The sequence below is a fragment of the Luteimonas sp. A501 genome (assembly GCF_054052085.1).
This window is the reverse complement of record NZ_JBSVRI010000005.1, coordinates 37,211-58,160: the sequence shown is the minus strand read 5'-3', so window position 1 is coordinate 58,160 and position 20,950 is coordinate 37,211. Positions and strand designations below refer to the sequence as shown.

The 20,950-nt window shown below is 68.5% G+C and carries 20 protein-coding genes; 11 read left to right on the top strand and 9 right to left on the bottom strand.

Features of this window, described 5'->3' with window-relative positions:
• Nucleotides 1-394: 394 nt before the first annotated feature.
• Nucleotides 395-1,789 (bottom strand): sigma-54-dependent transcriptional regulator, encoded by a 1,395-nt coding sequence (locus tag ACW7G5_RS13105; protein WP_457005205.1) that lies wholly within the window; start codon nucleotides 1,787-1,789, stop codon nucleotides 395-397.
• A gap of 80 nt (nucleotides 1,790-1,869) precedes the next feature.
• The gene (locus ACW7G5_RS13100; protein ID WP_457005429.1) at nucleotides 1,870-3,447 is read right to left on the bottom strand and encodes a sensor histidine kinase; all 1,578 of its coding nucleotides are present in this window, start codon (nucleotides 3,445-3,447) and stop codon (nucleotides 1,870-1,872) included.
• A gap of 101 nt (nucleotides 3,448-3,548) precedes the next feature.
• Here ACW7G5_RS13100 and sucC point away from each other — a divergent pair, with 101 nt between their 5' ends.
• Nucleotides 3,549-4,715, top strand: coding sequence for an ADP-forming succinate--CoA ligase subunit beta (gene sucC / locus ACW7G5_RS13095; RefSeq protein ID WP_457005203.1), 1,167 nt, complete (start codon nucleotides 3,549-3,551; stop codon nucleotides 4,713-4,715).
• Nucleotides 4,716-4,868: 153 nt separating this feature from the next.
• Nucleotides 4,869-5,747 carry a succinate--CoA ligase subunit alpha gene (gene sucD / locus ACW7G5_RS13090; protein ID WP_457005201.1) on the top strand — a complete coding sequence of 293 codons (879 nt, stop codon included), beginning with the start codon at nucleotides 4,869-4,871 and terminating at the stop codon, nucleotides 5,745-5,747.
• 73 nt (nucleotides 5,748-5,820) lie between these two features.
• On the opposite strand, the gene ACW7G5_RS13085 is transcribed toward sucD, so the two are convergent.
• The 3 genes from ACW7G5_RS13085 to ACW7G5_RS13075 all read right to left on the bottom strand — a co-directional run bounded on the left by ACW7G5_RS13085 (nucleotide 5,821) and on the right by ACW7G5_RS13075 (nucleotide 8,146).
• Nucleotides 5,821-6,324: a hypothetical protein gene (locus ACW7G5_RS13085; RefSeq protein ID WP_457005200.1), complete on the bottom strand. Its 504-nt coding sequence runs from the start codon at nucleotides 6,322-6,324 to the stop codon at nucleotides 5,821-5,823.
• A 266-nt stretch (nucleotides 6,325-6,590) separates the two neighbouring features.
• Nucleotides 6,591-7,862: an N-acetylmuramoyl-L-alanine amidase gene (locus ACW7G5_RS13080; RefSeq protein ID WP_457005199.1), complete on the bottom strand. Its 1,272-nt coding sequence runs from the start codon at nucleotides 7,860-7,862 to the stop codon at nucleotides 6,591-6,593.
• The gene (locus ACW7G5_RS13075; RefSeq protein WP_457005197.1) at nucleotides 7,859-8,146 is read right to left on the bottom strand and encodes a hypothetical protein; all 288 of its coding nucleotides are present in this window, start codon (nucleotides 8,144-8,146) and stop codon (nucleotides 7,859-7,861) included. Before ACW7G5_RS13075 ends, ACW7G5_RS13080 begins: the two co-directional genes overlap by 4 nt.
• A gap of 49 nt (nucleotides 8,147-8,195) precedes the next feature.
• Between ACW7G5_RS13075 and ACW7G5_RS13070 the strand changes: the two genes are divergently transcribed.
• Together ACW7G5_RS13070 and ACW7G5_RS13065 are read left to right on the top strand one after the other, a co-directional pair.
• Nucleotides 8,196-8,972 carry a hypothetical protein gene (locus ACW7G5_RS13070; protein WP_457005195.1) on the top strand — a complete coding sequence of 259 codons (777 nt, stop codon included), beginning with the start codon at nucleotides 8,196-8,198 and terminating at the stop codon, nucleotides 8,970-8,972.
• Nucleotides 8,969-10,606, top strand: a complete 1,638-nt coding sequence (locus tag ACW7G5_RS13065; protein WP_457005193.1) for an NAD+ synthase — start codon at nucleotides 8,969-8,971, stop codon at nucleotides 10,604-10,606. Before ACW7G5_RS13070 ends, ACW7G5_RS13065 begins: the two co-directional genes overlap by 4 nt.
• Before the next feature lie 141 nt (nucleotides 10,607-10,747).
• Here ACW7G5_RS13065 and ACW7G5_RS13060 read toward each other — a convergent pair whose 3' ends face one another.
• Complete coding sequence (locus ACW7G5_RS13060; RefSeq protein ID WP_457005191.1) at nucleotides 10,748-11,602, bottom strand: outer membrane protein assembly factor BamD; 855 nt, start codon at nucleotides 11,600-11,602, stop codon at nucleotides 10,748-10,750.
• A 92-nt stretch (nucleotides 11,603-11,694) separates the two neighbouring features.
• Between ACW7G5_RS13060 and rluD the strand changes: the two genes are divergently transcribed.
• The 7 genes from rluD to ACW7G5_RS13025 all read left to right on the top strand — a co-directional run bounded on the left by rluD (nucleotide 11,695) and on the right by ACW7G5_RS13025 (nucleotide 16,777).
• Nucleotides 11,695-12,711 carry a 23S rRNA pseudouridine(1911/1915/1917) synthase RluD gene (gene rluD, locus ACW7G5_RS13055; protein ID WP_457005189.1) on the top strand — a complete coding sequence of 339 codons (1,017 nt, stop codon included), beginning with the start codon at nucleotides 11,695-11,697 and terminating at the stop codon, nucleotides 12,709-12,711.
• Nucleotides 12,708-13,535: a peptidoglycan editing factor PgeF gene (gene pgeF, locus ACW7G5_RS13050; RefSeq protein WP_457005187.1), complete on the top strand. Its 828-nt coding sequence runs from the start codon at nucleotides 12,708-12,710 to the stop codon at nucleotides 13,533-13,535. The genes rluD and pgeF overlap by 4 nt, the downstream gene beginning before the upstream one ends.
• Nucleotides 13,536-13,665: 130 nt before the next feature.
• Entirely contained in the window at nucleotides 13,666-14,193 is a 528-nt protein-coding gene (gene gloA / locus ACW7G5_RS13045) for a lactoylglutathione lyase (protein ID WP_457005185.1), read from the top strand.
• Between the two features lie 170 nt (nucleotides 14,194-14,363).
• Nucleotides 14,364-15,434 carry a hypothetical protein gene (locus tag ACW7G5_RS13040; protein WP_457005184.1) on the top strand — a complete coding sequence of 357 codons (1,071 nt, stop codon included), beginning with the start codon at nucleotides 14,364-14,366 and terminating at the stop codon, nucleotides 15,432-15,434.
• Nucleotides 15,431-15,976: a GTP-binding protein gene (locus ACW7G5_RS13035; protein ID WP_457005182.1), complete on the top strand. Its 546-nt coding sequence runs from the start codon at nucleotides 15,431-15,433 to the stop codon at nucleotides 15,974-15,976. The genes ACW7G5_RS13040 and ACW7G5_RS13035 overlap by 4 nt, the downstream gene beginning before the upstream one ends.
• Complete coding sequence (locus tag ACW7G5_RS13030) at nucleotides 15,969-16,382, top strand: roadblock/LC7 domain-containing protein (RefSeq protein WP_457005180.1); 414 nt, start codon at nucleotides 15,969-15,971, stop codon at nucleotides 16,380-16,382. Before ACW7G5_RS13035 ends, ACW7G5_RS13030 begins: the two co-directional genes overlap by 8 nt.
• Nucleotides 16,383-16,417: 35 nt before the next feature.
• Nucleotides 16,418-16,777 (top strand): hypothetical protein, encoded by a 360-nt coding sequence (locus ACW7G5_RS13025; RefSeq protein ID WP_457005178.1) that lies wholly within the window; start codon nucleotides 16,418-16,420, stop codon nucleotides 16,775-16,777.
• Between the two features lie 14 nt (nucleotides 16,778-16,791).
• Here ACW7G5_RS13025 and otsA read toward each other — a convergent pair whose 3' ends face one another.
• Genes otsA through otsB form a run of 3 tightly spaced genes read right to left on the bottom strand, consistent with a single transcriptional unit; the run spans nucleotide 16,792 to nucleotide 20,806 of the window.
• On the bottom strand, nucleotides 16,792-18,159 hold the full coding sequence (otsA, locus tag ACW7G5_RS13020; RefSeq protein WP_457005176.1) for an alpha,alpha-trehalose-phosphate synthase (UDP-forming): 1,368 nt from the start codon (nucleotides 18,157-18,159) through the stop codon (nucleotides 16,792-16,794).
• Nucleotide 18,160: 1 nt separating this feature from the next.
• Entirely contained in the window at nucleotides 18,161-19,969 is a 1,809-nt protein-coding gene (locus ACW7G5_RS13015; protein ID WP_457005427.1) for a glycoside hydrolase family 15 protein, read from the bottom strand.
• A 45-nt stretch (nucleotides 19,970-20,014) separates the two neighbouring features.
• Entirely contained in the window at nucleotides 20,015-20,806 is a 792-nt protein-coding gene (gene otsB, locus ACW7G5_RS13010) for a trehalose-phosphatase (RefSeq protein ID WP_457005174.1), read from the bottom strand.
• Between the last annotated feature and the right edge of the window lie 144 nt (nucleotides 20,807-20,950).

Below are 20,950 nucleotides of genomic sequence, written 5' to 3'. Positions count from 1 at the left end.
TCACCTTTTGGCGCCGATTGTGACGCGGAGTGTCAGCTTGAAGCCCTGATGCGTGACGTGTATCTCGGATTGATGTCGGCGGTCCGCGGACGCTGCGCGAACTTGGCGACGCCCATTGCTGCATTGGGAGTCACAAGCTGACGGTAGCGAGGCGAGATGGGCGCGCGAGTTCCGCGTTGGCGGTGTCGGCCGGCGCGAGGTGGAGCTTGCAGTAGCTCAGCCGATCAGGTGGCCGGTGAGGGAGGCGGTGATGGCGGTGATGGCGGTGATGGCGCGCTTGCCGGCAGCGAAATCGCGGCTATAGCCGCTCCCACAAGAGCTGCTCCCACAGGGTTTTTCGGCTGCTCCTGCAGGTGGTGGGTCGCAGCTATAGCTGCTCCTACAGGTGGCTGGGTCAGTCGATGCCGAGCTTTTTCAGCTTGTAGCGCAGGGCGCGGAAAGTGATGCCCAGCGCCGCCGCGGCCTTGGTCTTGTTGTAGCGGCTTTCCTGCAGGGCCTGCTGGATGGCTGCGCGTTCGATCTCTTCTATATAAGAAGGCAGGGCGCTCGACGCGGTCTCGCGCGGGTTCATCGCGGCAGGCGACTGCGCTTGGGCGGCGCTGCCCGCCATCGGCGGCCGGCGGCCGGGCGAATGGATGTTGCTGCCGCCCGGCAGGCGCAGGTCGGCGGCTGTGATGTTGTCGCTGTCGGCCAGGGCCATGGCGCGTTCGAGCACGTTTTCCAGCTCGCGCACGTTTCCGGGGAATGCGTAGGCATCCAGTGCGGCCAGCGCCTCGGGGCCGAGCTTCGGCGCGCTGCGGTGCATCGCCTGCGCCAGCCGCGCGAAGATGGCGTCGGACAGGATCGGCAGGTCGCCGTCACGGTCGCGCAGCGCCGGTACGTGCAGTTCGATCACGTTGATGCGGTAGTACAGGTCATGCCGGAAGCTGCCGGCATTCACCAATGCGTTGAGGTCCTTGTGGGTGGCCGAGAGGATGCGCACGTCGACGTCGATCTCGGTCTGCGCGCCGACCGGGCGCACCTTCTTCTCCTGGATCGCGCGCAGCAGCTTGACCTGCATCGCCAGCGGCAGCTCGGCCACTTCGTCCAGGAACAGGGTGCCGCCGTCGGCGCTCTGGAACAGGCCGGGCTTGTCGGCATGGGCGCCGGTGAAGCTGCCCTTGCGGTGGCCGAAGAACTCGCTTTCCATCAGTTCGGTGGGGATCGCGCCGCAGTTGACCGGCACGAAGGGGCCGTTGGCGCGTGCGCCCTGGGCGTGGATGGTGCGCGCCACGAGTTCCTTGCCGGTGCCGGATTCGCCGCTGATGTGCACCGGCGCCTGGCTGCGCGAGACCTTGGCGATGGTTTCGCGCAGGGCTACCATCGCCGGCGAGCCGCCAAGCAGGCGGCCGGCCTCTTCGGGCTGGGCGGCGCGGCGGGCGTTGAGCTCCAGCGCCTGGCGCACCAGGCCCCTGAGTACGTTGATGTCCACCGGCTTGCTGACGAAGTCGAAGGCGCCGGCCTTCAGCGCTTCCACCGCGGCCTCGACGTTGCCGAAGGCGGTGATCATCGCCACGGGGGTCTCGGGGAAGCGGGTGGTGATGTCGCTGATCAGCTCAAGGCCGGAGCCGTCGGGCAGGCGCATGTCGGTCAGGCAGAGGTCGTAGCGGCCGCGGCCCAGCAACTCCTGCGCAGCGGCCAGGGTGGCGGCGGTATCGGTGCGCAGGCCCATGCGGCCCAAGGTCAGGACAAGGAGCTCGCGGATGTCGTGTTCGTCGTCGACGATGAGGGCGCTGCGGGCGTCTGTCATGGAATTTCTGCGAACCTGTCCGTGGGTGACCAATTTTGGCACTTTTCACCATAGTGTGACGAGTGTCAAAGGTACAAGCCTCAGCCCAGCATCGCGGAGCCGCTGCGCAGGGTGATGCGGAAGCAGGCGCCGCCGCCGGGGAGGGAGACGTACTCCAGGCGGCCGTCGTTGGCGCGGCACAGCTCGTGGGCGATGTAGAGGCCCAGGCCGGTGCCGTGCTCGGAGGTGGTGAAGAAGGGGCGGAACAGCTGGTGGGTCACGGCGTCGGGGATGCCGGGGCCGCGGTCGCTGATCTCGATCACGGGGCTGCCGTCCAGGATGTCGGCGTTGATGGTGATGCGGGCGGCCTCGCCGGGCTGGTGGCCGTGGCGCACGGCGTTGTTGGTCAAGGACGTCAGTACCTGCTGCAGGTGGCGGGGGTCGACCATGGCCGGGACGTCGGGGCGCTGGCCAGCCTGGCGCAGGCTGGCGTTCTCTTCCGGGCAGGTCTGGCGGTAGTCGTCGATGAAGGTGCGCACCTGGCCCACGAGATCCACGTGCTCGGGCTGGGCGCGCTCGCGGCGGGCCAGGCTCAGCACGCTCTCGACGATGGCGTTGGTACGCATGCACTGCTGGTGGACGATCTGCAGCAGGCGGCGGTCGCTGTCGCCGATGTCGCGCGATTCCTCCAGCAGCTGGGTGGCGTAGCTGATGGCGGCCAGCGGGTTGCGGATTTCATGCGCCAGGCTTGCGGAGAAGCGGCCCATGGCGGCCAGGGTGAGCGATTCGGCGCGGCGCGAGACAAGCGCCGTGTCGTCGAGGAAGATCAGGGTGGTGTCGTCGGTGGCCAGCAGGCGGGTGAAGCGCGGCAGGACTTCGTTGCCATCGTCGCCGATGGTCAGCGGGGTGTCGTCGCTCCGGCCGCTGCGGCGCCATTCGGCCACGCGCATGGCCAACGCCGGGGAAATCTTCGGCAGGGTGCGCGGCGGGCCTTCGGGGTCGGGGCCGGGTCCGCCCAGCAGGATCCGCGCGGCCTCGTTGGCCATGCGGATGCGGCCGGTGCCGTCCACCATCAGCACGCCCACGCGCATGCGGCGGATGATCAGCTCGTTGACTTCGGCAAGGTTGGCGGCCTCGGCGCCGCGCCTGTCGGCCAGGCTGCGGGTTTCGCGCATGTCGCGGCCAAGGAAGTTGGTCAAGGACGCGATGGCCAGGTAGCTGACCGAGAACATCAGCACTTCGGCCAAGGGGCGCTCGCGGATCGGGCTGCCGGCCACGATCACCGCCATGTACTGCGCCACCAGCGCGCCCGACGCCAGCGCGGCGGCCGCCAGGCCCAGGTGCAGGGGCAGCAGCAGGGCGGCGGCGCCGACGTTGAACAGCAGCATCATCGCGATGCCGGGCCCGGCGTGGGGCAGGGCGTGGGTGGCCAGGGTGGCCACCGCGATGTCGATGATCACGCCGAAGATGACCTGCGCCGGCAGCGGGATCGATGCGCGGCCCGAGAACACCAGCAGTACGGCGGACGCCGCAAGGTAGGTGGCGGCCACCGCCACGGCCAGCGCGGGATCCCGCGCCTCGCCGCCGAATACGCCCTGCAGCGGGCCGAATACGGCCAGCGCCAGCAGCGCGGCTTCGAGCGTCCGGTACAGGGCAAGGAGGTACAGCTCGCGCCTCATGGCGCGGTCGGTGGGGGCAATGGGCACTCGGGCGGGCTCCGTAGGCGTTGGCGCACTATAATGGTCGGCGCTGTGTCCCACTTTCCCACGACGGACCCCACATGAACTTCCACGAGTACCAGGCGAAGCAGCTCTTCGCCGATTACGGCATTGCAGTCCCGGCCGGGCGCGTCGCCCGGACCCCTGAAGAGGCGGTTGATGCCGCCAAGGCGATCGGCGGTGATTTCTGGGTGGTCAAGGCCCAGATCCACGCCGGCGGCCGCGGCAAGGCCGGCGGCGTCAAGCTGTGCCGCTCGCTCGACGAGGTGCGCGAGCACGCCAAGGGCATGCTCGGCAAGAAGATGGCGACCTACCAGACCGCCGGCATCGAGCTGCCGATCGACTCGGTGCTGGTGACCCTGGCCACCGATATCGACAAGGAGCTGTACCTGTCGGTGCTGGTGGACCGTTCGACCCAGTCGGTGACCTTCATCGCGTCAAGCGAAGGCGGCATGGACATCGAGCAGGTGGCCGCCGAGACGCCGGAGAAGATCCAGTCGCTCAACGTGAACTTCATCCAGGGCCTGCAGCCCTACCAGTGCCGCGACATGGGCTTTGCCCTGGGCCTGACCGGCAAGCAGGTCAACCAGCTGTCGAAGATCATGATGGGCCTGTACAAGCTGTTCAACGAGAAGGACCTGGCGCTGGTTGAGCTCAACCCGCTGGCGATCCTCACCGACGGCAACCTGGCCGTGCTGGATGGCAAGGTCGACTCCGACGACAACGCCGGCTTCCGCCACCCGGAGCTGGTCGCCCTGCGCGACATCCGCCAGGAAGACGAGACCGAGGTCAAGGCCAGCCAGCACGACCTGAACTACGTGACCATGGACGGCAACATCGGCTGCATGGTCAACGGCGCGGGCCTGGCGATGGCGACGATGGACGTGATCCAGCTGGAAGGCGGCTCGCCCGCCAACTTCCTGGACGTCGGCGGCGGCGCCACCAAGGAGCGCGTGACCGAGGCGTTCAAGCTGATCCTCTCGTCCGACGACGTGAAGGCGATCTTCGTCAACATCTTCGGCGGCATCGTGCGCTGCGACATGATCGCGGAAGGCATCATCGCCGCGGTGAAGGAAGTCGACGTCAAGGTTCCGGTGATCGTGCGCCTCGAGGGCACGAACGTGGACGCGGGCAAGGAGCTTTTGAAGAACTCCGGCCTGGCGATCACCGCCGCTGACAACATCAACGACGGTGCCCGCAAGGCCGTTGAAGCCGCCAAGGCTGCCTGAGTCCCGACATCCACCATATTTCTTCCTGCCACCTGGGCCTTGACCCTGTGGGAGCGGCTACAGCCGCGATTCCCGCACGGCCAAGACAGCAATCGCGGCTATAGCCGCTCCCACGGGTGGGGCGCGGAAGACACAGAAGAACCGAGGAAACACATGAGCGTTCTGATCAACAAGGACACCAAGGTGATCGTGCAGGGCTTCACCGGCACGCAGGGCACCTTCCACGCCGAGCAGATGCTCGAATACGGCACCAAGGTCGTGGGCGGCGTGACCCCCGGCAAGGGCGGCAGCGAGCACCTGGGCCTGCCCGTGTTCAACACCGTGGCCGATGCCGTGGGCGAAACCGGCGCCAATGCGTCGGTGATCTACGTGCCGCCACCGTTCGCGGCCGACGCGATCCTTGAAGCCGCGGATGCCGGCATCAAGGTGATCGTGTGCATCACCGAGGGCATCCCGGTGCTGGACATGCTGCGCGTCAAGAAGACCCTGGTCACGACCTATCCGGACACCGTGCTGGTGGGCCCCAACTGCCCCGGCGTGATCACCCCGGGCGAGTGCAAGATCGGCATCATGCCGGGCCACATCCACATGCCGGGCAAGATCGCGATCGTCTCGCGCTCGGGCACGCTGACCTATGAAGCGGTCAAGCAGACCACCGACGCCGGCCTTGGCCAGTCGACGGTGATCGGCATCGGCGGCGACCCGATCAACGGCCTGAACTTCATCGACTGCCTGAAGCTGTTCCAGGACGATGCGCAGACCGAAGGCATCATCATGGTCGGCGAGATCGGCGGTTCGGCCGAGGAAGAAGCAGCCGAGTTCATCGCCGAGTACGTGACCAAGCCGGTGGTGGGCTTCATCGCCGGTGCGTCGGCCCCGAAGGGCAAGCGCATGGGCCACGCTGGCGCGATCGCCTCGGGCGACTCGGGCACGGCGGAAGGCAAGTTCGCCGCGATGGAGAAGGCCGGTGTGACCACCGTGCGTTCCCCGGGTGACCTGGGTGCGGCCATCGCCAAGCGCCTGGCGGGCTGATCGCCCGCCTCACCCTGCAGAAAGTGAATGAAAAAGGCCGCCTTCGGGCGGCCTTTTTCATTGCGCGAACGCATCAGTGATGTGGAAGTGGCGGGGCAGGCCGCGGCGTACGCTCGATGGTCGCTCCGAGGCTGCGCTCGGCGTCTTCTCCCAGCGTCAGCAGGGTGAGGTTCCAACCTGACGTTGCATGGATCTGGAACAGCCGTGGCAGGTCGTCGCTGGTCTCGATGCTTGCCAGGTGCCTGTCTTCGACGCTGTAGACGTACAGCAGGACGGCAGCGGGCGGCAGTGCATCGATTTCGGACGCGGTGCGTCCTGCCACGTCGGCCGGAGGCAGGTGTGCTTCGCCCAGCAGGTGGGCATCATCCAGCCAATGCCAGGTGAATCCGGTGGCGTCTTCCAGGCCCGGGGGTATCGTGGGCAGCGCGGAGGCATCGTCGGGCGTGCCGACGGACGCGATCGCGTACTCCGCATCCCCGAAGTAGATGAGCGCCATGTTCTGGCTGGGGTTCAGCTCCAGTCCGTAGATGGATGCACCGCTGCGTCCGTCGCGGACGACGGTGCCGTCGCGGTCCACGATCCGCGAGCTTGTTCCGCGTCCAAGCAGCCTGATCGGTGCGGTGTCCGGACGGGAGGCTGTGTCTTCAGCGGGGGCACCGGGGACCAACTGGTATTCCATCCGGTCCTGGCCAACGTGGCCCGGCTCCGTGACGGTGGCAGTGGTCGCCGCCTGCACGGTTGCGGGGCCCGGGGCGCCCGCGGAACATCCGGACGCAAGTAGCAGCCCGGCCGCGAACAGTACCGCCAGGCCCGATCGCATGGTTGGGAGCGGGCGCGCGTGCTTCATGGATTCCGCCTCAGGTCTTCGATCAGTGCGTCGGCGATGGCATCGGCAATGTCCTGCCGCACCTGCTCGTGGTCATCGCGGGTGTTGAGCAGTTCGTCCACTGCCAGGTTGTCGATGAACTCGATTTCCACAAGCGCCGCGCGCAGCGGATGGTAGTTGGCGGAATTGCCCAGCGACGTATCGCTCAGCACGGCGAGTTGCTGGTCCTTGACGCCGCGGTCGAGGGCGCCGGGATCGTGCGCAAGAACGGTCTGGTACACGGCTTCGTTGACGCGCTCCGCCAGCGCGACATCCTCGCCATGGTTCACGTTGTCGCTGCTTCGCCTGACCAGGGTTTCGGTGCCGCGCGCGGTGCCGTTGAAGCCATTGAAGTGAATGCTCAGCAGGATGTCCGCGCCGTTGTCGCGCCCGACGTGCGCCCGGCTCGCGCCGGGCAGGTTGACGTCCTCGTCGCGCGTCATGTGGATCCGGAGGTTGGTGTTGTCATCGACCCGCAGCGTGCGCAGCGCGGTCCTGGTGCGCAGTCCGAAATCCAGCGTCAGCTCTTTTTCAAGGATGCGGCTGGTGTGCGATGTCGCGTTGTTGGCGGTGGAGCTGGTCTCGTTCCTGTCGCCTCCGTGCCCCGGGTCGATCACGATGATGCCGGGGACTTCCAGGTCGATCAGCTCCACCGCGCTGTCTTCACCTTCCAGCTGGGCACTGATGCGCGCCGCGTTGAAGGCGATGGGCGCCAGGTTGATGCGGATGGCGGTGTGGCCGGTGTCGTCCACGACGGTGGTGGCCTGCTGCTGGCTGCTGCGCGTGAAGTCTTCCGCGGTGAAGTCCGCCGGCGCTTCGAAACGGTCGCGGTGCCCGGCCGCGGCACGGGCCCAGTCGCCCCGGAAATCGGGATCCCCTTCCTGCTGGCCTTCTTCGACGGGAGCCACGAACAGCGGGGCCATCGACCAAGTAACGGTTTTCCCCGCGTGGTGGCCATCGGGGCGGCCTTCGCTCCACACGCGGATCCTCAGTTCGCGATGCGCGATCCGGTTGGTCGCAGGCTGGATCTTGACCATCGGGTGCTTGTGGGGCGCCGCCTGCGGCTCGGTCGAACCGTCGACCTCGTCGCCGTCTTCGTCGGTGATGGCGGGTGCAAGCTCGATGGCCTCGACATGCAGCACCTCGTCCGGGGTCTCGAGCAGCACGTCCCTGCGGACCAGGTTGTTCGTGGTGGACATGACGGAGTCGGCAACGCGCCTGTAGAGCAGGCCGGAGTCAGCGCCGGTCATGGTGTCTGCTCCCCCACTTCCAGGGCCAGGCCTTCGGGCTCCGCCGCCGCCACCACCTGTGTGCGCCCGGCTGCGTCGGTCACGCCATGCAGGTAGCTGCCATCCTTGAGCAGGATGCGGTAGGGGACGTTGGGAAGCGGCTTGCCGGTGCTCCTGTCCTTGAGCACGAAGCCTTCGTCGAACAGCTCCACGCGGGAGTCGGGCAGCGTCGGAAGACCGGCGGCCTTCGCCTCTCCGGCGAGGAAGGGCGACTGGCTTGCCTTGACGATGAAGTTGCCAGGCACGTAGATAGCTCCTTTATCTCCGGTGCGAATTCATGGAGCCTGGCCAGCAATGTCGCTGATCATCGCCGCCGATGTGCAGGACCACCTGATCCTGGCCGGTGATCATTGCGCGGTCCTTTCCGGGGAGTCAAACCGGGGCGTACCCGAGCTGGTGCTCGACAGTTACCGCAAGGTCTATCCGTGGAAGTACGGCGTGGTGGCGGCTTCGGGCGATGTGTTCCTGATGGTGCTTTTCTGCCGCCTGTTCGTGCAGCACGAGCAAACGGGACGGCCCGTGGACCTGCTGCGGGTCGCGAGGGAGGCGAAACAGGCGCGCACCCGCAGCGGGGTTCCGTCCGACCGGTCCGTGGGGAGCATCTTCTTCACGCTGCCGGGCCGCGAAGGCTTCGAGCTGTACGGGGTGTCCGTACGCGCGCGCAGCATCGAGTACGAGGTCATCGAGCCCATCAGCACGCGCTTCGCGATGCACAAAGATGCGCCGCGGGCGTCCGCGTACGAAGCATTCAACAGCAGCCTCCGGCCGTCGTTCTTCTATCCGGATGCTGCCGGGTTCCAGCGCCATCACCTGGATCTGCTGGCGGGATTCTTTGCCGGCCAGAGCGCCGTCGATGATCGGGTGACGGCCTCGTTCGATGCGTGCATCCTCGAGAAGCGGACGGGGGCCGGGCTGTTCTGGCAGGTGTCCGAGGGGCCGAAGCAGCTGCTGCTTCTCGAGCCGGGCGCTGGCACGGACGCCCCGTGGCCTGCAGCCGATCGCGCGCTTCCGGAGGCGGCATGCGACCATCGTGGCCACTCCAGACCTGCCGATTCCCGGGATCCGACATGACCGACTCGCTCCGCATCGCACTCGCCCAGTTCGACTTCCCGGTGGGTGACGTTGCCGGCAACGCGCAGCGCATCGCGGCGATGATCGGCGAGGCCCGCGACGAGTACGGCGCCGACATCGTGGTGTTCCCGGAGCTTGCGGTCAGCGGCTATCCGCCGGAAGACCTGCTGATGCGGCCGGCCTTCCTGGCCGAGTGCGAGCAGGCGCTGCGCACCATCGCGGATGCGGCGACCGGCATCGTCGCCATCGTCGGGTGGCCGGAGTCGGCCGGCAGCATCCTCTACAACTCGGCCAGCGTGCTGCGCAATGGCAAGATCGAACGCACCTACCGCAAGCGCGAGCTGCCCAACTACAACGTGTTCGACGAGCGCCGCTATTTCCACGTCGATCCCGACGGCGGCAGCTGCGTGTTCGAGGTCAAGGGCGTGCCGGTGGGCCTGCTGGTGTGCGAGGACCTGTGGTTTGTCGAGCCCATCGCCGACACGGTGGCGCAGGGCGCGCAGCTGGTGCTGGTGCCCAACGCCTCGCCCTTCGAGCGCGGCAAGCACGCGCAGCGCGACGCCATGATCGCCGCGCACACGCGCGATACCGGCGCGGCGCTGGCGTATCTCAACGTGGTGGGCGGGCAGGACGCGTTGGTGTTCGACGGCGCGTCGGTGGTTGCCGATGGCGACGGCACGGTGCACCCGGCCGCGGCCGCGTTCACCGACCAGTGGCTGGTGGTGGACTACGACGCGGAGCGGCGCGCGTTCACGCCTATCGTGTGGATGGATGACGGCGACGAGAGCATGGACGCGCTGGCCTGGCGCGCGGTGGTGCGCGGGATTCGCGACTATTTCGGCAAGAACGGGTTCAGGCGGGCGTGGCTGGGGCTGTCGGGCGGTCTTGATTCGTCGATCGTGCTGGCGATGGCGGTGGAGGCGCTGGGCGCGGAGAACGTGACCGCGGTGCGCATGCCTTCGCGCTATACCGCCAACCTCAGCAACGACCTGGCCGCGGAACAGTGCCGCGCGCTGGGCGTGGAGATGATGACGGTGCCGATCGGGCCTGCGTTCGACGGCCTGCTGGCCAGCCTGGGGGATGCCTTCGAAGGCCGCGAAGTGGACGTGACCGAGGAGAACCTGCAGTCGCGCGCGCGTGGCGTGATCCTGATGGCGCTGTCGAACAAGCTCGGCGGCCTGGTGCTGACCACCGGCAACAAGAGCGAGTACGCGGTTGGCTACGCCACGATCTACGGCGACATGGCCGGCGCCTATGCGCCGATCAAGGACCTGTACAAGACGGAGGTCTACGGGCTTTCGAAGTGGCGCAACACGGTGGGCGGGGCGCCGGTGATCCCGCCTGCGGTGATCGCCAGGCCGCCGTCGGCGGAGCTGCGCGACAACCAGCTGGACCAGGATTCACTGCCGCCCTACGACGTGCTGGACGCCATCCTGCTGCGCTTCGTGGACCAGGAACAGTCGCGCGACGAGGTCTGCGCGGCCGGCTTCGATGCGGCGGTGGTGGACCGCGTGGTGGCCCTGGTACGCCGCGGCGAGTGGAAGCGCCAGCAGGCGGCGCCGGGCCCGAAGATCTCGAGACGGGCCTTCGGTCGCGAGCGGCGCTATCCGATTACCAACAAGTACCCCCACTAGCGCCGCTGCCGAACGCCTTTGTGGGAGCCGCTATAGCGGCGATCGCAGTTCGGCCACCGCCACGGGAACCCATGGCAGCTTTCGCGGCTATAGCCGCTCCCACAAAAAAGTGGACCATGCCGCGGAAGCCCGGCCTCGGGGTTACTGGATGGCGGATTTTTCGGTGGCGAAGGGGTTGAGCTTGCGGATCGTCCACGGGTAGTCCGGCCAGTCGCCGCTCAGGTACGGGTGGTCCGGCTCGTTGAGCTCGAGCACGCGGCGGGCGTCCGTGGCCAGGGTGTCGTTGCCCAGTTCGACATAGGCGGCGGCGAGTACGGCCACGGCGTCGTTCTGGTATTCGCTCTGCGGGTAGGTCTCGAGCAGGTAGCGGGCGCGCTCGATGGCGGCGACCCAGGCCTCGCGGCGCATGTAGTACAGCGCGGTCTCGATCTCGTGGCGGGCGAAGGTGTTGCGCAGCGCGGCCATGCGGTTGCGGGCATCGGCGGCATAGCGACTGTTGGGATAGCGCTCGGCCACGGTGCGCAGGTCGTTGTAGCCCTGCATGGGCGTGGCCAGGTCGCGGCGGCTGGTGTCGAGGTTCCAGGCGCGCTGCAGGAACACGGTGTCGCGGCTGGAGTTCACCAGGCCGCGCAGGTAGTACATATAGGCCACGTTGCGGTGCGTGGGATAGGTGCGGATGAAGCGGTCGACCGACGACACGGCGTCGTCGTGGCGGCCCATCTTGTACTGCGCATAGGCGATTTCCATCAGCGCCTGCTCGGTGTACGTGCCGTACGGGTACTGCGCGACCAGGCGGCGGTAGGTGGTGGTGGCGCCGTTCCAGTTGCCGCGGCGCATCAGCCCATGGCCCTTGTCGTACAGGGTTTCGACGGCTGCGCCCTCGTCGACGTCCTTGTCCTTGAACATGCCCTTCATCCGCGCGCAGCCCGACACGGTGAACATGGCCAGCAGCAGGAGCAGCAGGGCGCTGCGGATAAGGGTGGTGCGTCGGGTCATGGGACGTCCGGGGCGGCGAGGGCTTGAACGGGGGATAATAGCAGCCACCACCGGCCCGCCAGCGGCCACGACTGAACCCGAGCCGACACCCCATGACCGACGACCACGACGCTGAGATCCCGGAAGCCGCTTCCGACGCCCCCCGGGCCGCCCGCGTGCCGGATGCCATGGCCGGGCGGCGCTTCGACGCGGTGCTGGCGGAGCTGTTCCCCGAGTTCTCGCGGTCGCGCCTGGCGGCCTGGGTGAAATCGGGCGATGTGCTGCTCGACGGCGCCACCGTGCGCCCGCGCGAGGCGGTCCGCGGTGGCCAGGAGATACTGCTCACCGCCACCCTGGAGATCCAGGTCAGCGCCGAGCCCGAGGACATCCCGCTGTCGGTGCTGTACGAGGATTCCGAGGTCCTGGTGATCGACAAGCCCGCCGGCCTGGTGGTGCACCCCGGCGCCGGCAACCACAGCGGCACCCTGGTCAATGCGCTGCTGTTCCGCGACCCGGCGTTCGCCGCGGTGCCGCGGGCGGGCATCGTGCATCGCCTGGACAAGGACACCTCCGGCGTGATGGTGGTGGCCCGCACCCTGCAGGCGCACGCCGCGCTGGTGGCCCAGCTTTCCGCGCGCGACGTGCACCGGCAATACCTGGCAGTGGTGGTGGGCGCGCTGGTCTCCGGGGGCACGGTGAATGCGGCCATCGACCGCCACCCGCGCGACCGCCTGCGCATGGCGGTGCGCGAGGAAGGCCGCGAGGCCACCACCCATTACCGCCTGCAGGAGCGCTTCCGCGCCCACACCGCGCTGGAGTGCCGGCTGGAAACGGGGCGCACGCACCAGATCCGCGTGCACATGACCCACCTCAAGTCGCCGATCGTGGGCGACCAGCTTTACGGCGGGCCGGTGAAGCTGCCGCGTGCGGCCTCGGATGAACTGATCGCCGCGCTGCGCGGGTTCCGCCGCCAGGCCCTGCACGCGCAGGTGCTGGAGTTCGTGCATCCGACCAGCGGCGAGTCCGTGCGCTGCGAAGCACCGGTGCCCGAAGACATGCAGGCGCTCATCCGTGAACTGCGCGCGGATGCCGCCGCCCACGCGGTCACCGGGGCGGGTGTGCGCCGGTGAACGCTGGCGCTGCGGCACAGGGCGGCCCGGGATCGTTGCGCCGGGCCTGGCTGGATGCCGGGTGGCCGGCGCCGGAAGGCGTGCACGCACTGGTGACGCTGCGCCACGGCGCCGGTGCATCGATGGTGCCCTTCGACCGCTTCAACCTGGGCAATGTGCACGGCGTGGGCGGCGACGACCCGGTCATCGTGGCGGCGAACCGCGCCGAGCTGGTGGATCGCGCGGACCTGCCTTCGGCGCCGCGCTGGCTGCGCCAGGTGCACGGCACCGGCGTGCTGCGGGTCGACGATGTGCTGCCCTACGGCAACGCGACCACCGAGCGCGGGCGCATGGCGGCTGAGCCGGAGGCCGATGCCGCGGTCACCGACGTTCCGGGCGCGGTGCTGGCCATCCTCACCGCCGACTGCCTGCCGGTGGTGTTCGCCGCCCGCGACGGCAGCGAGGTGGCGGTCGCGCACGCGGGCTGGCGCGGACTGGCCGCGGGAGTGCTGGAGCACACGGTGGCGGCGATGCGTGCCGCGCCCGGTGAACTCGTGGCCTGGCTGGGTCCCGCCGCGGGGCCGGCCGCGTATGAAGTAGGCGCCGAGGTGCGCGAAGCGTTCGTGGCCGATGACCCCGGCGCGGCGGCCGCGTTCGCTTCCACGCGTCCCGGGCACTGGCATGTCGATCTGTACGCCCTGGCGCGCCGCCGGTTGCTTGCCGCTGGCCTGTCCAGCGCCGACATCCACGGTGGAGGCCTGTGCACGATCTCCGATCGGCGCTTCTTCTCCCACCGGCGCGACGGCCGCAGCGGGCGCATCGCGACGCTGGCCTGGCTGGGCTGAGAGTTCCCGGCGCTGTCCCACAAAGGCATGTTCGCGTTGCTTTTGTAGGAGCAGCCATGGCTGCGACCGGTTCAGCGACTGTGGTCGGCTGCGGCGATAATGGCGCGTCCCCCCCACAAGGATGCCGACCATGACCAATCCCATCGCCAGCCTGGCCAACGTGCCCGGCGTTGCCGCGCGCGACGCGGCGACCACCGGCTTCGTGTTCAACCACACCATGCTGCGGATCAAGGATCCGCGGGCTTCGCTGGATTTCTATACCCGCGTGCTGGGCTTCAGCCTGGTGCGGCACAACGACTTTCCGGAGGCGGAGTTCTCGCTCTACTTCCTCGCCATCGTCGACCCGGCTGACATTCCCGGCGACGAAAGCGAGCGCAAGGCCTGGGTCGCCGGCCTGCAGGGCGTGCTTGAGCTGACCCACAACCACGGCACCGAATCGCAGGACGGCGCGGTGTACCACGACGGCAACAGCGAGCCGCGCGGCTTCGGGCATATCTGCCTGAGCGTGCCGGACGTGCGCGCGGCATGCGAGCGCTTCGAAGCCCTGGACGTGCCCTTCCAGAAGCGCCTGACCGACGGACGGATGAAGGAAATCGCCTTCATCAAGGATCCGGACGGCTATTGGGTCGAGATCATCCAGCCGACGCCGCTGGGCTGACCTGTTCCCGGATATCGGTCGCGTTGCATGCGATTGCATGTGTGCATGGAACAGATCGGCGCGCGGCACCACTCCTGAACTGGGGCATGGGTCACTTCATGTCAGTGACCGCGCGCCTAACATGGATCCACCTGCGGGATGCAGGGCGGCTGCCCGGAACCCTCGCGGCCATGCAGCTGAAGGAACAGGGGATCAAATTGTTGATGCACGCCACGCCCTCCGGTTACTCCGGGGCGGTCAGGGTTCTGATCATGGGCACGGACATGCCCACCGAACACGCGTTGCTGAAGCGTCTGCAGACGCTGATCCCGGCGCCTGCGCCGGGTGCGTCGACCAAGGCCGCCCGCGCGCCCGTGCTCGCCATCAGCGACGACCTGTCCACCTGCGACCTGCTGGTCGTGCCGGGCAGCAGCGCGATGGCGCGAGTCGGGTTGCGCATGGCGCAGACCCGGCCCGAGCTGGCGTTCTGGACGCTCGACGACGATGGCAGGCTGCATGACGGCCGCAGCTCGCCGCCGGTGGAGCTGACCGACGATGACATCCGCGTGGTGCTCGTCGGTGGCGGGAATGAACCCGAAGGCGAGCACGAACGCGAAGGCGACATGCTGCCGATCGCCCGCGTGCTGCGTGATCGCGTGGTCGCCGGGCAGGGCCTGGCCACGCTGGTGCGCAACGGTCGGCCGCAGCTGCTGCTCGATTTCGATCGCAGTCTGGCTGTTCCGGTTGCCGGCATAGATGATGATGTCGCGGCCGCACTGGCCGCGGATTTCCACCAGCTGCGACTGGGGCCGCTGTCGATACGCGACTTCGACAGCAGCATGTCGGCCACGCCGCCGCTGCCGTTGGTGCCGCTGCTGTGGAACATCGCGCTGCAGGTCGACGCGCCCGTTCCGCTTTTCGATCCGATGGATCGCCGCACGGTGCTGTCGCTGCGGCAATGGCCGGACTTCCGCGCACTCGCGCGCCGCCCAGATCATTTCCGCCTGTGCTGCCTGCTGCTCAAGCGACCCAGCACCACGGTCGAAGCCTGCGAGCTGCTGGAGCTCGATGCGGCCACGGTCGATGGCTTCTTCAACGCCGCGTACCTCAGCGGCCATGCGGATACGGGTCGGCACGGGCACGCCGTCTCGCCGCTCGCGGTGGCCGCCGCCGCTACCCGCGCGCGCCCGCGCAAGAGCGGCGGGTCGGCGCTGGCGCGGATGTGGCGCTCGGTCCGCAAGAGCATGCAGGTGGGGACATGATCGAGCACAAGATCGTCATCCTGGGGTCGATGGGCGCCGGCAAGTCGACCCTGGTGCGCACGGTCGCGAACGATCGTGTCGTCGATACCGATGTCGACAACACCGATGCCGCGTCGGAAAAGCTCGCCACCACGGTGGCGATGGACTATGCCGATGTCGCGCTGCCCAACGGCGACCGCATCCGCCTGTTCGGCACCCCGGGGCAGGCACGCTTCTCCTTCATCTGGCCGATCCTGCTGGAAGGCGCGGCCGGCGCCGTCGTCCTGCTGGATGCCAGCGGCGCGGAGCCCGCCGCCGAGCTGGACCGCTACCTCGACGTGCTGGGTGAGCACGCGCCCGAGGTGCCGGTGGCGATCGGGCTGACCAAGCTGGACCTGGCCGACGCCACGGTGGCGCAGCGCCTGGCCGTGCATGTCGGCACGCGTGGCCAGGCCGTACCCCTCGTGCCGGTGGACGCGCGCGTCGCCGGCGACATCCTGATGCTGATGGACATATTGATGATCCAGATCGACACCGCGGACCTGGTGGCCACGCATGGCTGACGCATTCTTGCGCACTCCCCGGCCGTCCGACCCGCAGAACGCACGGATCCGCGCCGAACTCGATGCCTTCGCCAGCGCCGTCCCCGGGCTGCGCAATGCCGTGGTCGCCAGCGTCGACGGCTTTGCGCTTGCCGAGGCCAGCGGGAAGGGCGACAACGGCGAACGCCTGGCCGCGATGACCAGTTCGATGCTTGCGCTCGCCAAGGCGGTGACCCGCGAACTGGAGCTGGGCAGCATGGAAGTGCTGATGATCGAAGCCGACCAGGGCAAGGTCCTGATGCTTTCGATCCCGGTTCCCGCGCGCCCGCTGCTGTTGATGGCGGCCTGCAGCCAGCGCAGCGTCATCGGCAACGTGCTCTGGAGTGCGCGCGAGTGCAGCCAGAAGATCCTTTCCGCAACAAGCTGATCCACAACCACCCGACCACAACCAAGGAAATCGCAATGGCCAACCTGAAACAATCCCTTGACGAACTGATGACCCTCGACGGCGCCCAGGCCGTGTCCCTGGTCGACTACAACAGCGGCATGCTGCTCGGCGAAGCCGGCGGCGGCATCGACATGGAAGTGGCGGCGGCCGGCAACACCGAAGTGATCCGCGCCAAGCTCAAGACCGCGAACTCGCTGCAGCTCAACGACAGCATCGAAGACATCCTGATCTCGCTCGGCAAGGCGTATCACATCCTGCGCCCGGTGGCCTCCAAGCCCGGCCTGTTCTTCTACGTCGTGCTTGATCGCAGCAAGTCCAACCTCGCCCTGGCGCGCCGGAAGGTGCTGGACGTGGAGGGTGCGCTGGAGCTGTAGCGGTTGCGGGACACTCAGCGGGCGGCGAGTTTGCCGAGGAAATCCCGCCGCCAGGCATGGATGTCGTAGCCCTCGATCGTGTCCATCATCGCGCGCCAGCGCTGCTGGCGTTCGGGCAGCGGCATGGCGAGGGCCTGGGCCAGCGCATCGGCGACGCCGTCGATGTCGTAGGGGTTCACCAGCAGCGCGGTGTCGAGTTCGCGCGCTGCGCCGGCGAAGCGTGACAGCAGCAGGACCCCGGGATCGGCCGGGTCCTGCGCGGCCACGTACTCCTTCGCCACCAGGTTCATGCCGTCGCGCATCGGCGTGACCACGCCGACATGGGCGGTGCGGTAGAAGCCGGTCAGCACCTCGTGCGCGAAGTTGCGGTTGACGTAGCGCACCGGCGTCCAGTCGGGCGTGGCGTGGCCGCTATTGATGTGGCCGGCCAGCGTTTCCAGCTCGCGGCGCAGCAGCCGGTATTCCGGCACGTCGCTGCGCGAGGGCGGGGCGATCTGCAGGAAAGTGAGCTGGCCGTTCTGGTCCGGGTGGCGTTCGAGGTGGCGTTCGAAGGCGCGGAAGCGCTCGGGCAGGCCCTTGGAATAATCGAGACGATCGACGCCGATCGCCAGACGGCGCCCGCTGAGGCTGTCGCGCAGGCGCCGCACCGGCAGGCGTTTCATCGCGCGCGCGGCCTGGCCGGCGATGGTGGGCACGTCGATGCCGATAGGGAAGGCGCCGCCGTGGAACTGGCGGCCGTCGGGCGTGGCCAGCACGCCGGTGCCTACCACGCCGCCGCCGCCGTACAGGCGCACGTAGTCCTGGAAGCGTTCCAGGTCGCGCTCGGTCTGGAACCCGACCAGGTCGTACGACGACAGCGCCGCGAACACTTCGCGGTGTTCGGGCAGCGCCGCCAGCAGGTCCGAGGACGGCATCGGCACGTGCAGGAAGAAGCCGATGCGGTTGCCCACGCCGCGCTCGCGCAGGCGCTGCGCCAGCGGGATCAGGTGGTAGTCATGGATCCAGATCAGGTCGTCCTCGCGCAGCTCCGGCGCCAGGCGGTCGGCGAACAGTTCGTTGACGCGGCGGTAGCCGGCATAGGTCTCGCGGGTGTAGTCCACTAGGTCCATGCGGAAGTGCAGCAGCGGCCACAGCGTGCGGTTGGCGAAGCCGTTGTAGTAGTCGTCGAAATCGCGCTTGGACAGGTCCATCACCAGGTAGCGCGTGTCGCCCTCGCGCTCTTCGTGCATGCCGCCCGAGGCCCCGGTGACGGTGCGCCCGCTCCAGCCGAACCACAGGCCGCCGTGCTCGGCGAGCGCGGCCCGCAGCGCGACCGCAAGGCCGCCGGCCCGGGCTTCGCCGGGGAGGGAGACGCGGTTGGACACCACCACCAGGCGCGCCATGTCAGTTGGCCGCCGACCACGGCCGCGACAGGCGCATCGCGGTCATCACCACGCCGACATGGGAATACGTCTGCGGAAAGTTGCCCCAGGCCTCGCCGCCGTCGAAAGCCAGGTCCTCGGACAGCAGGCCGAGGTGGTTGCGGCGGGTGAGCAGGCTTTCGAACTGCTGGCGCGCCTCGTCGACGCGGCCGATGGCGGCCAGCGCGTCGATGTACCAGAAGCTGCAGATGGTGAAGCTGGTCTCGGGCTCGCCGAAGTCGTCGGCGGCGATGTAGCGGAACAGCGAGTTGCCGCGGCGCAGCTGGGTGCCGATGGCCTCGACCGTGGCCACGAAGCGCGGGTCGCGCGGGTCGATGAAGCCGAGTTCGGCGAGCAGCAGCAGGCTTGCGTCCAGGCGCCGGCCCTCGGCGGATTCGACGAAGTGCCCGAGCTCCTCGTCCCAGGCGCGTTCGAGCGTGGCTTCGCGCATGGCGTCGGCACGTCCGCGCCAGTGCACCGCGCGCTGGGCCAGGCCGAGGTGCGCCGCGATGCGCGCCAGGCGGTCGCAGGCGGCCCAGCACATCACGCTGGAATAGGTGTGCACTTCGGCGCGGCCGCGGAATTCCCAGATGCCGGCGTCGGGCTGGTCGTGCAGCGCCCAAGCGTGTTCACCCAAGGGTTCCAGGCGGCTGAAGGCGTCGACGTCGCCGGGACGCTCCAGGCGCTGGTCGAAGAACAGCTGGGTGGCGGCCAGAACCACGCTTCCGTAGACATCGTGCTGCTTCTGGATCCAGGCCAGGTTGCCGCGGCGCACCGGGCCCATGCCGCGATAACCGGCAAGCGCGGGCATGGCGTGCTCTTCCAGGCGGTCCTCATAGGCGATGCCGTACAGCGGCTGCAGGGTGCCGTCGTCGCCGGTGGCGAGGTTGAGTACGTAGCGCAAATACCCTTCCATGGTGCGGGTGGCGCCGAGGCGGTTGAGCGCGCGCACCACGAAGGCCGAGTCGCGCAGCCAGCAGTAGCGGTAATCCCAGTTGCGCTCGCTGTGCGGCGCCTCGGGAATCGACGTGGTGATGGCGGCGACGATCGCGCCGGTTTCCTCGTACTGGCAGAGCTTGAGCGTGATCGCGCTGCGGATCACCGCGTCCTGCCACTCCAGCGGGATCGATAGATAGCGCACCCACTCGCGCCAGTAATCGACAGTCATGCGCTCGGCCTTGCGCGCAAAGCCCTGCACGGATTCGGTGAGCGTTTCGTCGGGGCCCAGCACCAGGTGGCGCTCGCCGTCGAGTTCGAACGGCAGCGATTCGCGCACCAGGCGCACCGACACGTCGCTGGTCAGGCGCAGGGTGAAGCCGGGCAGCAGGTAGCGGATGTGGTTGCTGCCCCAGGTCTGTTCCGGCACCTCGGCGCCGTAGTCCGCCAGTGGACGCAGCACGACGCGGATGCGCGGCCGGCCGGACAGCGGACGCAGCCGCCGCACCAGCATTACCGGCCGGTAGAAACGGTCGTGCTGATGCCAGCGCGGCATGAAGTCGGTGATTTCGATCGCGCCGCCGTGGCGGTCGCGCAGCACGGTGCGCAGCACGGCGGTGTTGTTGAGGTAGGTTTGTTCCGCGCTTTCGAAGTCTTCGAGTTCGATGGCGTAATCGCCGCCGCCGGCCTTGGGCGAGAGCAGCGCGCAGAAGGCGGGGTCGCCGTCGAAGGCGGGGATGCAGCACCAGGTCACTCGCGCACGGGCGTCGACCAGGGCCGCAACGCTGCCGTTGCCGATCAGGCCGAGATCAAGACTGGCCTGCCCCGCTGTTGTGGGAGCGGCTACAGCCGCGATATCCGCCCCGCTCACAGCGATGCCCTGTTCACAGCGATGCCCTGCTCAAAGCCGCGCTCCGCTCACCGCAGCGTTCCGATCCATGCGCACTCCAATCCAGGCATGCACCTCCGCTGTCCCCGCCAACCCGAAGTGCGCCGCGCTTTCCCGCGGCCGACCCACCAGTACGCTGATTCCGTCGCGGGCGTTGACGGCGGCAAAGCCTGCTTCATCGGTGATGTCATCGCCCGCAAACACCGGCAGGCGGCCCGCGAAGGGAGGCTCGGCGAGGAAGGCGAGGATCGCCGCGCCCTTGTCTGCGCGACCGCCCTTGTGTTCGGCGGGTCGCAGTTCAACCACGTCGTTGCCGGGCTGCAGGCGGTAGCCCGGAAGGCGGGGCAGCGCGGCGCTGGCGAAGGCGAGCAGTTCGCCGCAGGCCGCCGGTGCCGCGCGCCAGTGCAGGGCCAGCGCCGCACCCTTGTCCTCGACCACGGCGCCCGGATAGCGGGCGGCGACCTGCGTCGCCTCGCTACGGACCAGCGCCAGCGCGGCGGGCGTGGCGGGCGCGCGATGGCCACGACGGCCGTGGCGGCGCTCAAGGCCGTGCAGGCCGGCGGCGGGCATGACGGGTGGCGCAAGCAGTGCATCGAGCGTGGCGATGGAGCGGCCGCTGACCAGGGCCAGGGCGCCATCGAGGCGCCGGTGCAGCGTTGCCAGCGCTTCGCGCAGCGGCCCGGGCACGTCGACCGCGTCGGGGTGCGGCGCGAAATCGAGCAGGGTGCCATCCACATCGAGGAACAGCGCGCAGCCGTCGTCGATGGCGGGCGGTGGCGGGAGCGCGGAGGTCTCTGCGGCCATGCGGGGCATTGTGTCCCGGAGCATGTGAGATTTTCGCTAGGGTGCTTTTGTGGGAGCCGCTATAGCGGCGATTGGCATCGATGTGCCCGTGGCCGGGTCGCAGCTATAGCTGCTCCTACAGGAGCGGGGTGCCCGTGATGGCTT

Coding starts and splice junctions, on each gene's coding strand:
- rluD (WP_457005189.1), top strand. CDS start 11,695: ATGACCGACGACCACGACGCTGAGATCCCGGAAGCCGCTTCCGACGCC.
- sucC (WP_457005203.1), top strand. CDS start 3,549: ATGAACTTCCACGAGTACCAGGCGAAGCAGCTCTTCGCCGATTACGGC.
- ACW7G5_RS13035 (WP_457005182.1), top strand. CDS start 15,431: ATGATCGAGCACAAGATCGTCATCCTGGGGTCGATGGGCGCCGGCAAG.
- ACW7G5_RS13025 (WP_457005178.1), top strand. CDS start 16,418: ATGGCCAACCTGAAACAATCCCTTGACGAACTGATGACCCTCGACGGC.
- ACW7G5_RS13080 (WP_457005199.1), bottom strand. CDS start 7,862: ATGACCGGCGCTGACTCCGGCCTGCTCTACAGGCGCGTTGCCGACTCC.
- otsB (WP_457005174.1), bottom strand. CDS start 20,806: ATGGCCGCAGAGACCTCCGCGCTCCCGCCACCGCCCGCCATCGACGAC.
- ACW7G5_RS13060 (WP_457005191.1), bottom strand. CDS start 11,602: ATGACCCGACGCACCACCCTTATCCGCAGCGCCCTGCTGCTCCTGCTG.
- ACW7G5_RS13100 (WP_457005429.1), bottom strand. CDS start 3,447: ATGAGGCGCGAGCTGTACCTCCTTGCCCTGTACCGGACGCTCGAAGCC.
- sucD (WP_457005201.1), top strand. CDS start 4,869: ATGAGCGTTCTGATCAACAAGGACACCAAGGTGATCGTGCAGGGCTTC.
- ACW7G5_RS13070 (WP_457005195.1), top strand. CDS start 8,196: ATGTCGCTGATCATCGCCGCCGATGTGCAGGACCACCTGATCCTGGCC.
- ACW7G5_RS13105 (WP_457005205.1), bottom strand. CDS start 1,789: ATGACAGACGCCCGCAGCGCCCTCATCGTCGACGACGAACACGACATC.
- gloA (WP_457005185.1), top strand. CDS start 13,666: ATGACCAATCCCATCGCCAGCCTGGCCAACGTGCCCGGCGTTGCCGCG.
- ACW7G5_RS13040 (WP_457005184.1), top strand. CDS start 14,364: ATGCAGCTGAAGGAACAGGGGATCAAATTGTTGATGCACGCCACGCCC.
- otsA (WP_457005176.1), bottom strand. CDS start 18,159: ATGGCGCGCCTGGTGGTGGTGTCCAACCGCGTCTCCCTCCCCGGCGAA.
- ACW7G5_RS13065 (WP_457005193.1), top strand. CDS start 8,969: ATGACCGACTCGCTCCGCATCGCACTCGCCCAGTTCGACTTCCCGGTG.
- ACW7G5_RS13030 (WP_457005180.1), top strand. CDS start 15,969: ATGGCTGACGCATTCTTGCGCACTCCCCGGCCGTCCGACCCGCAGAAC.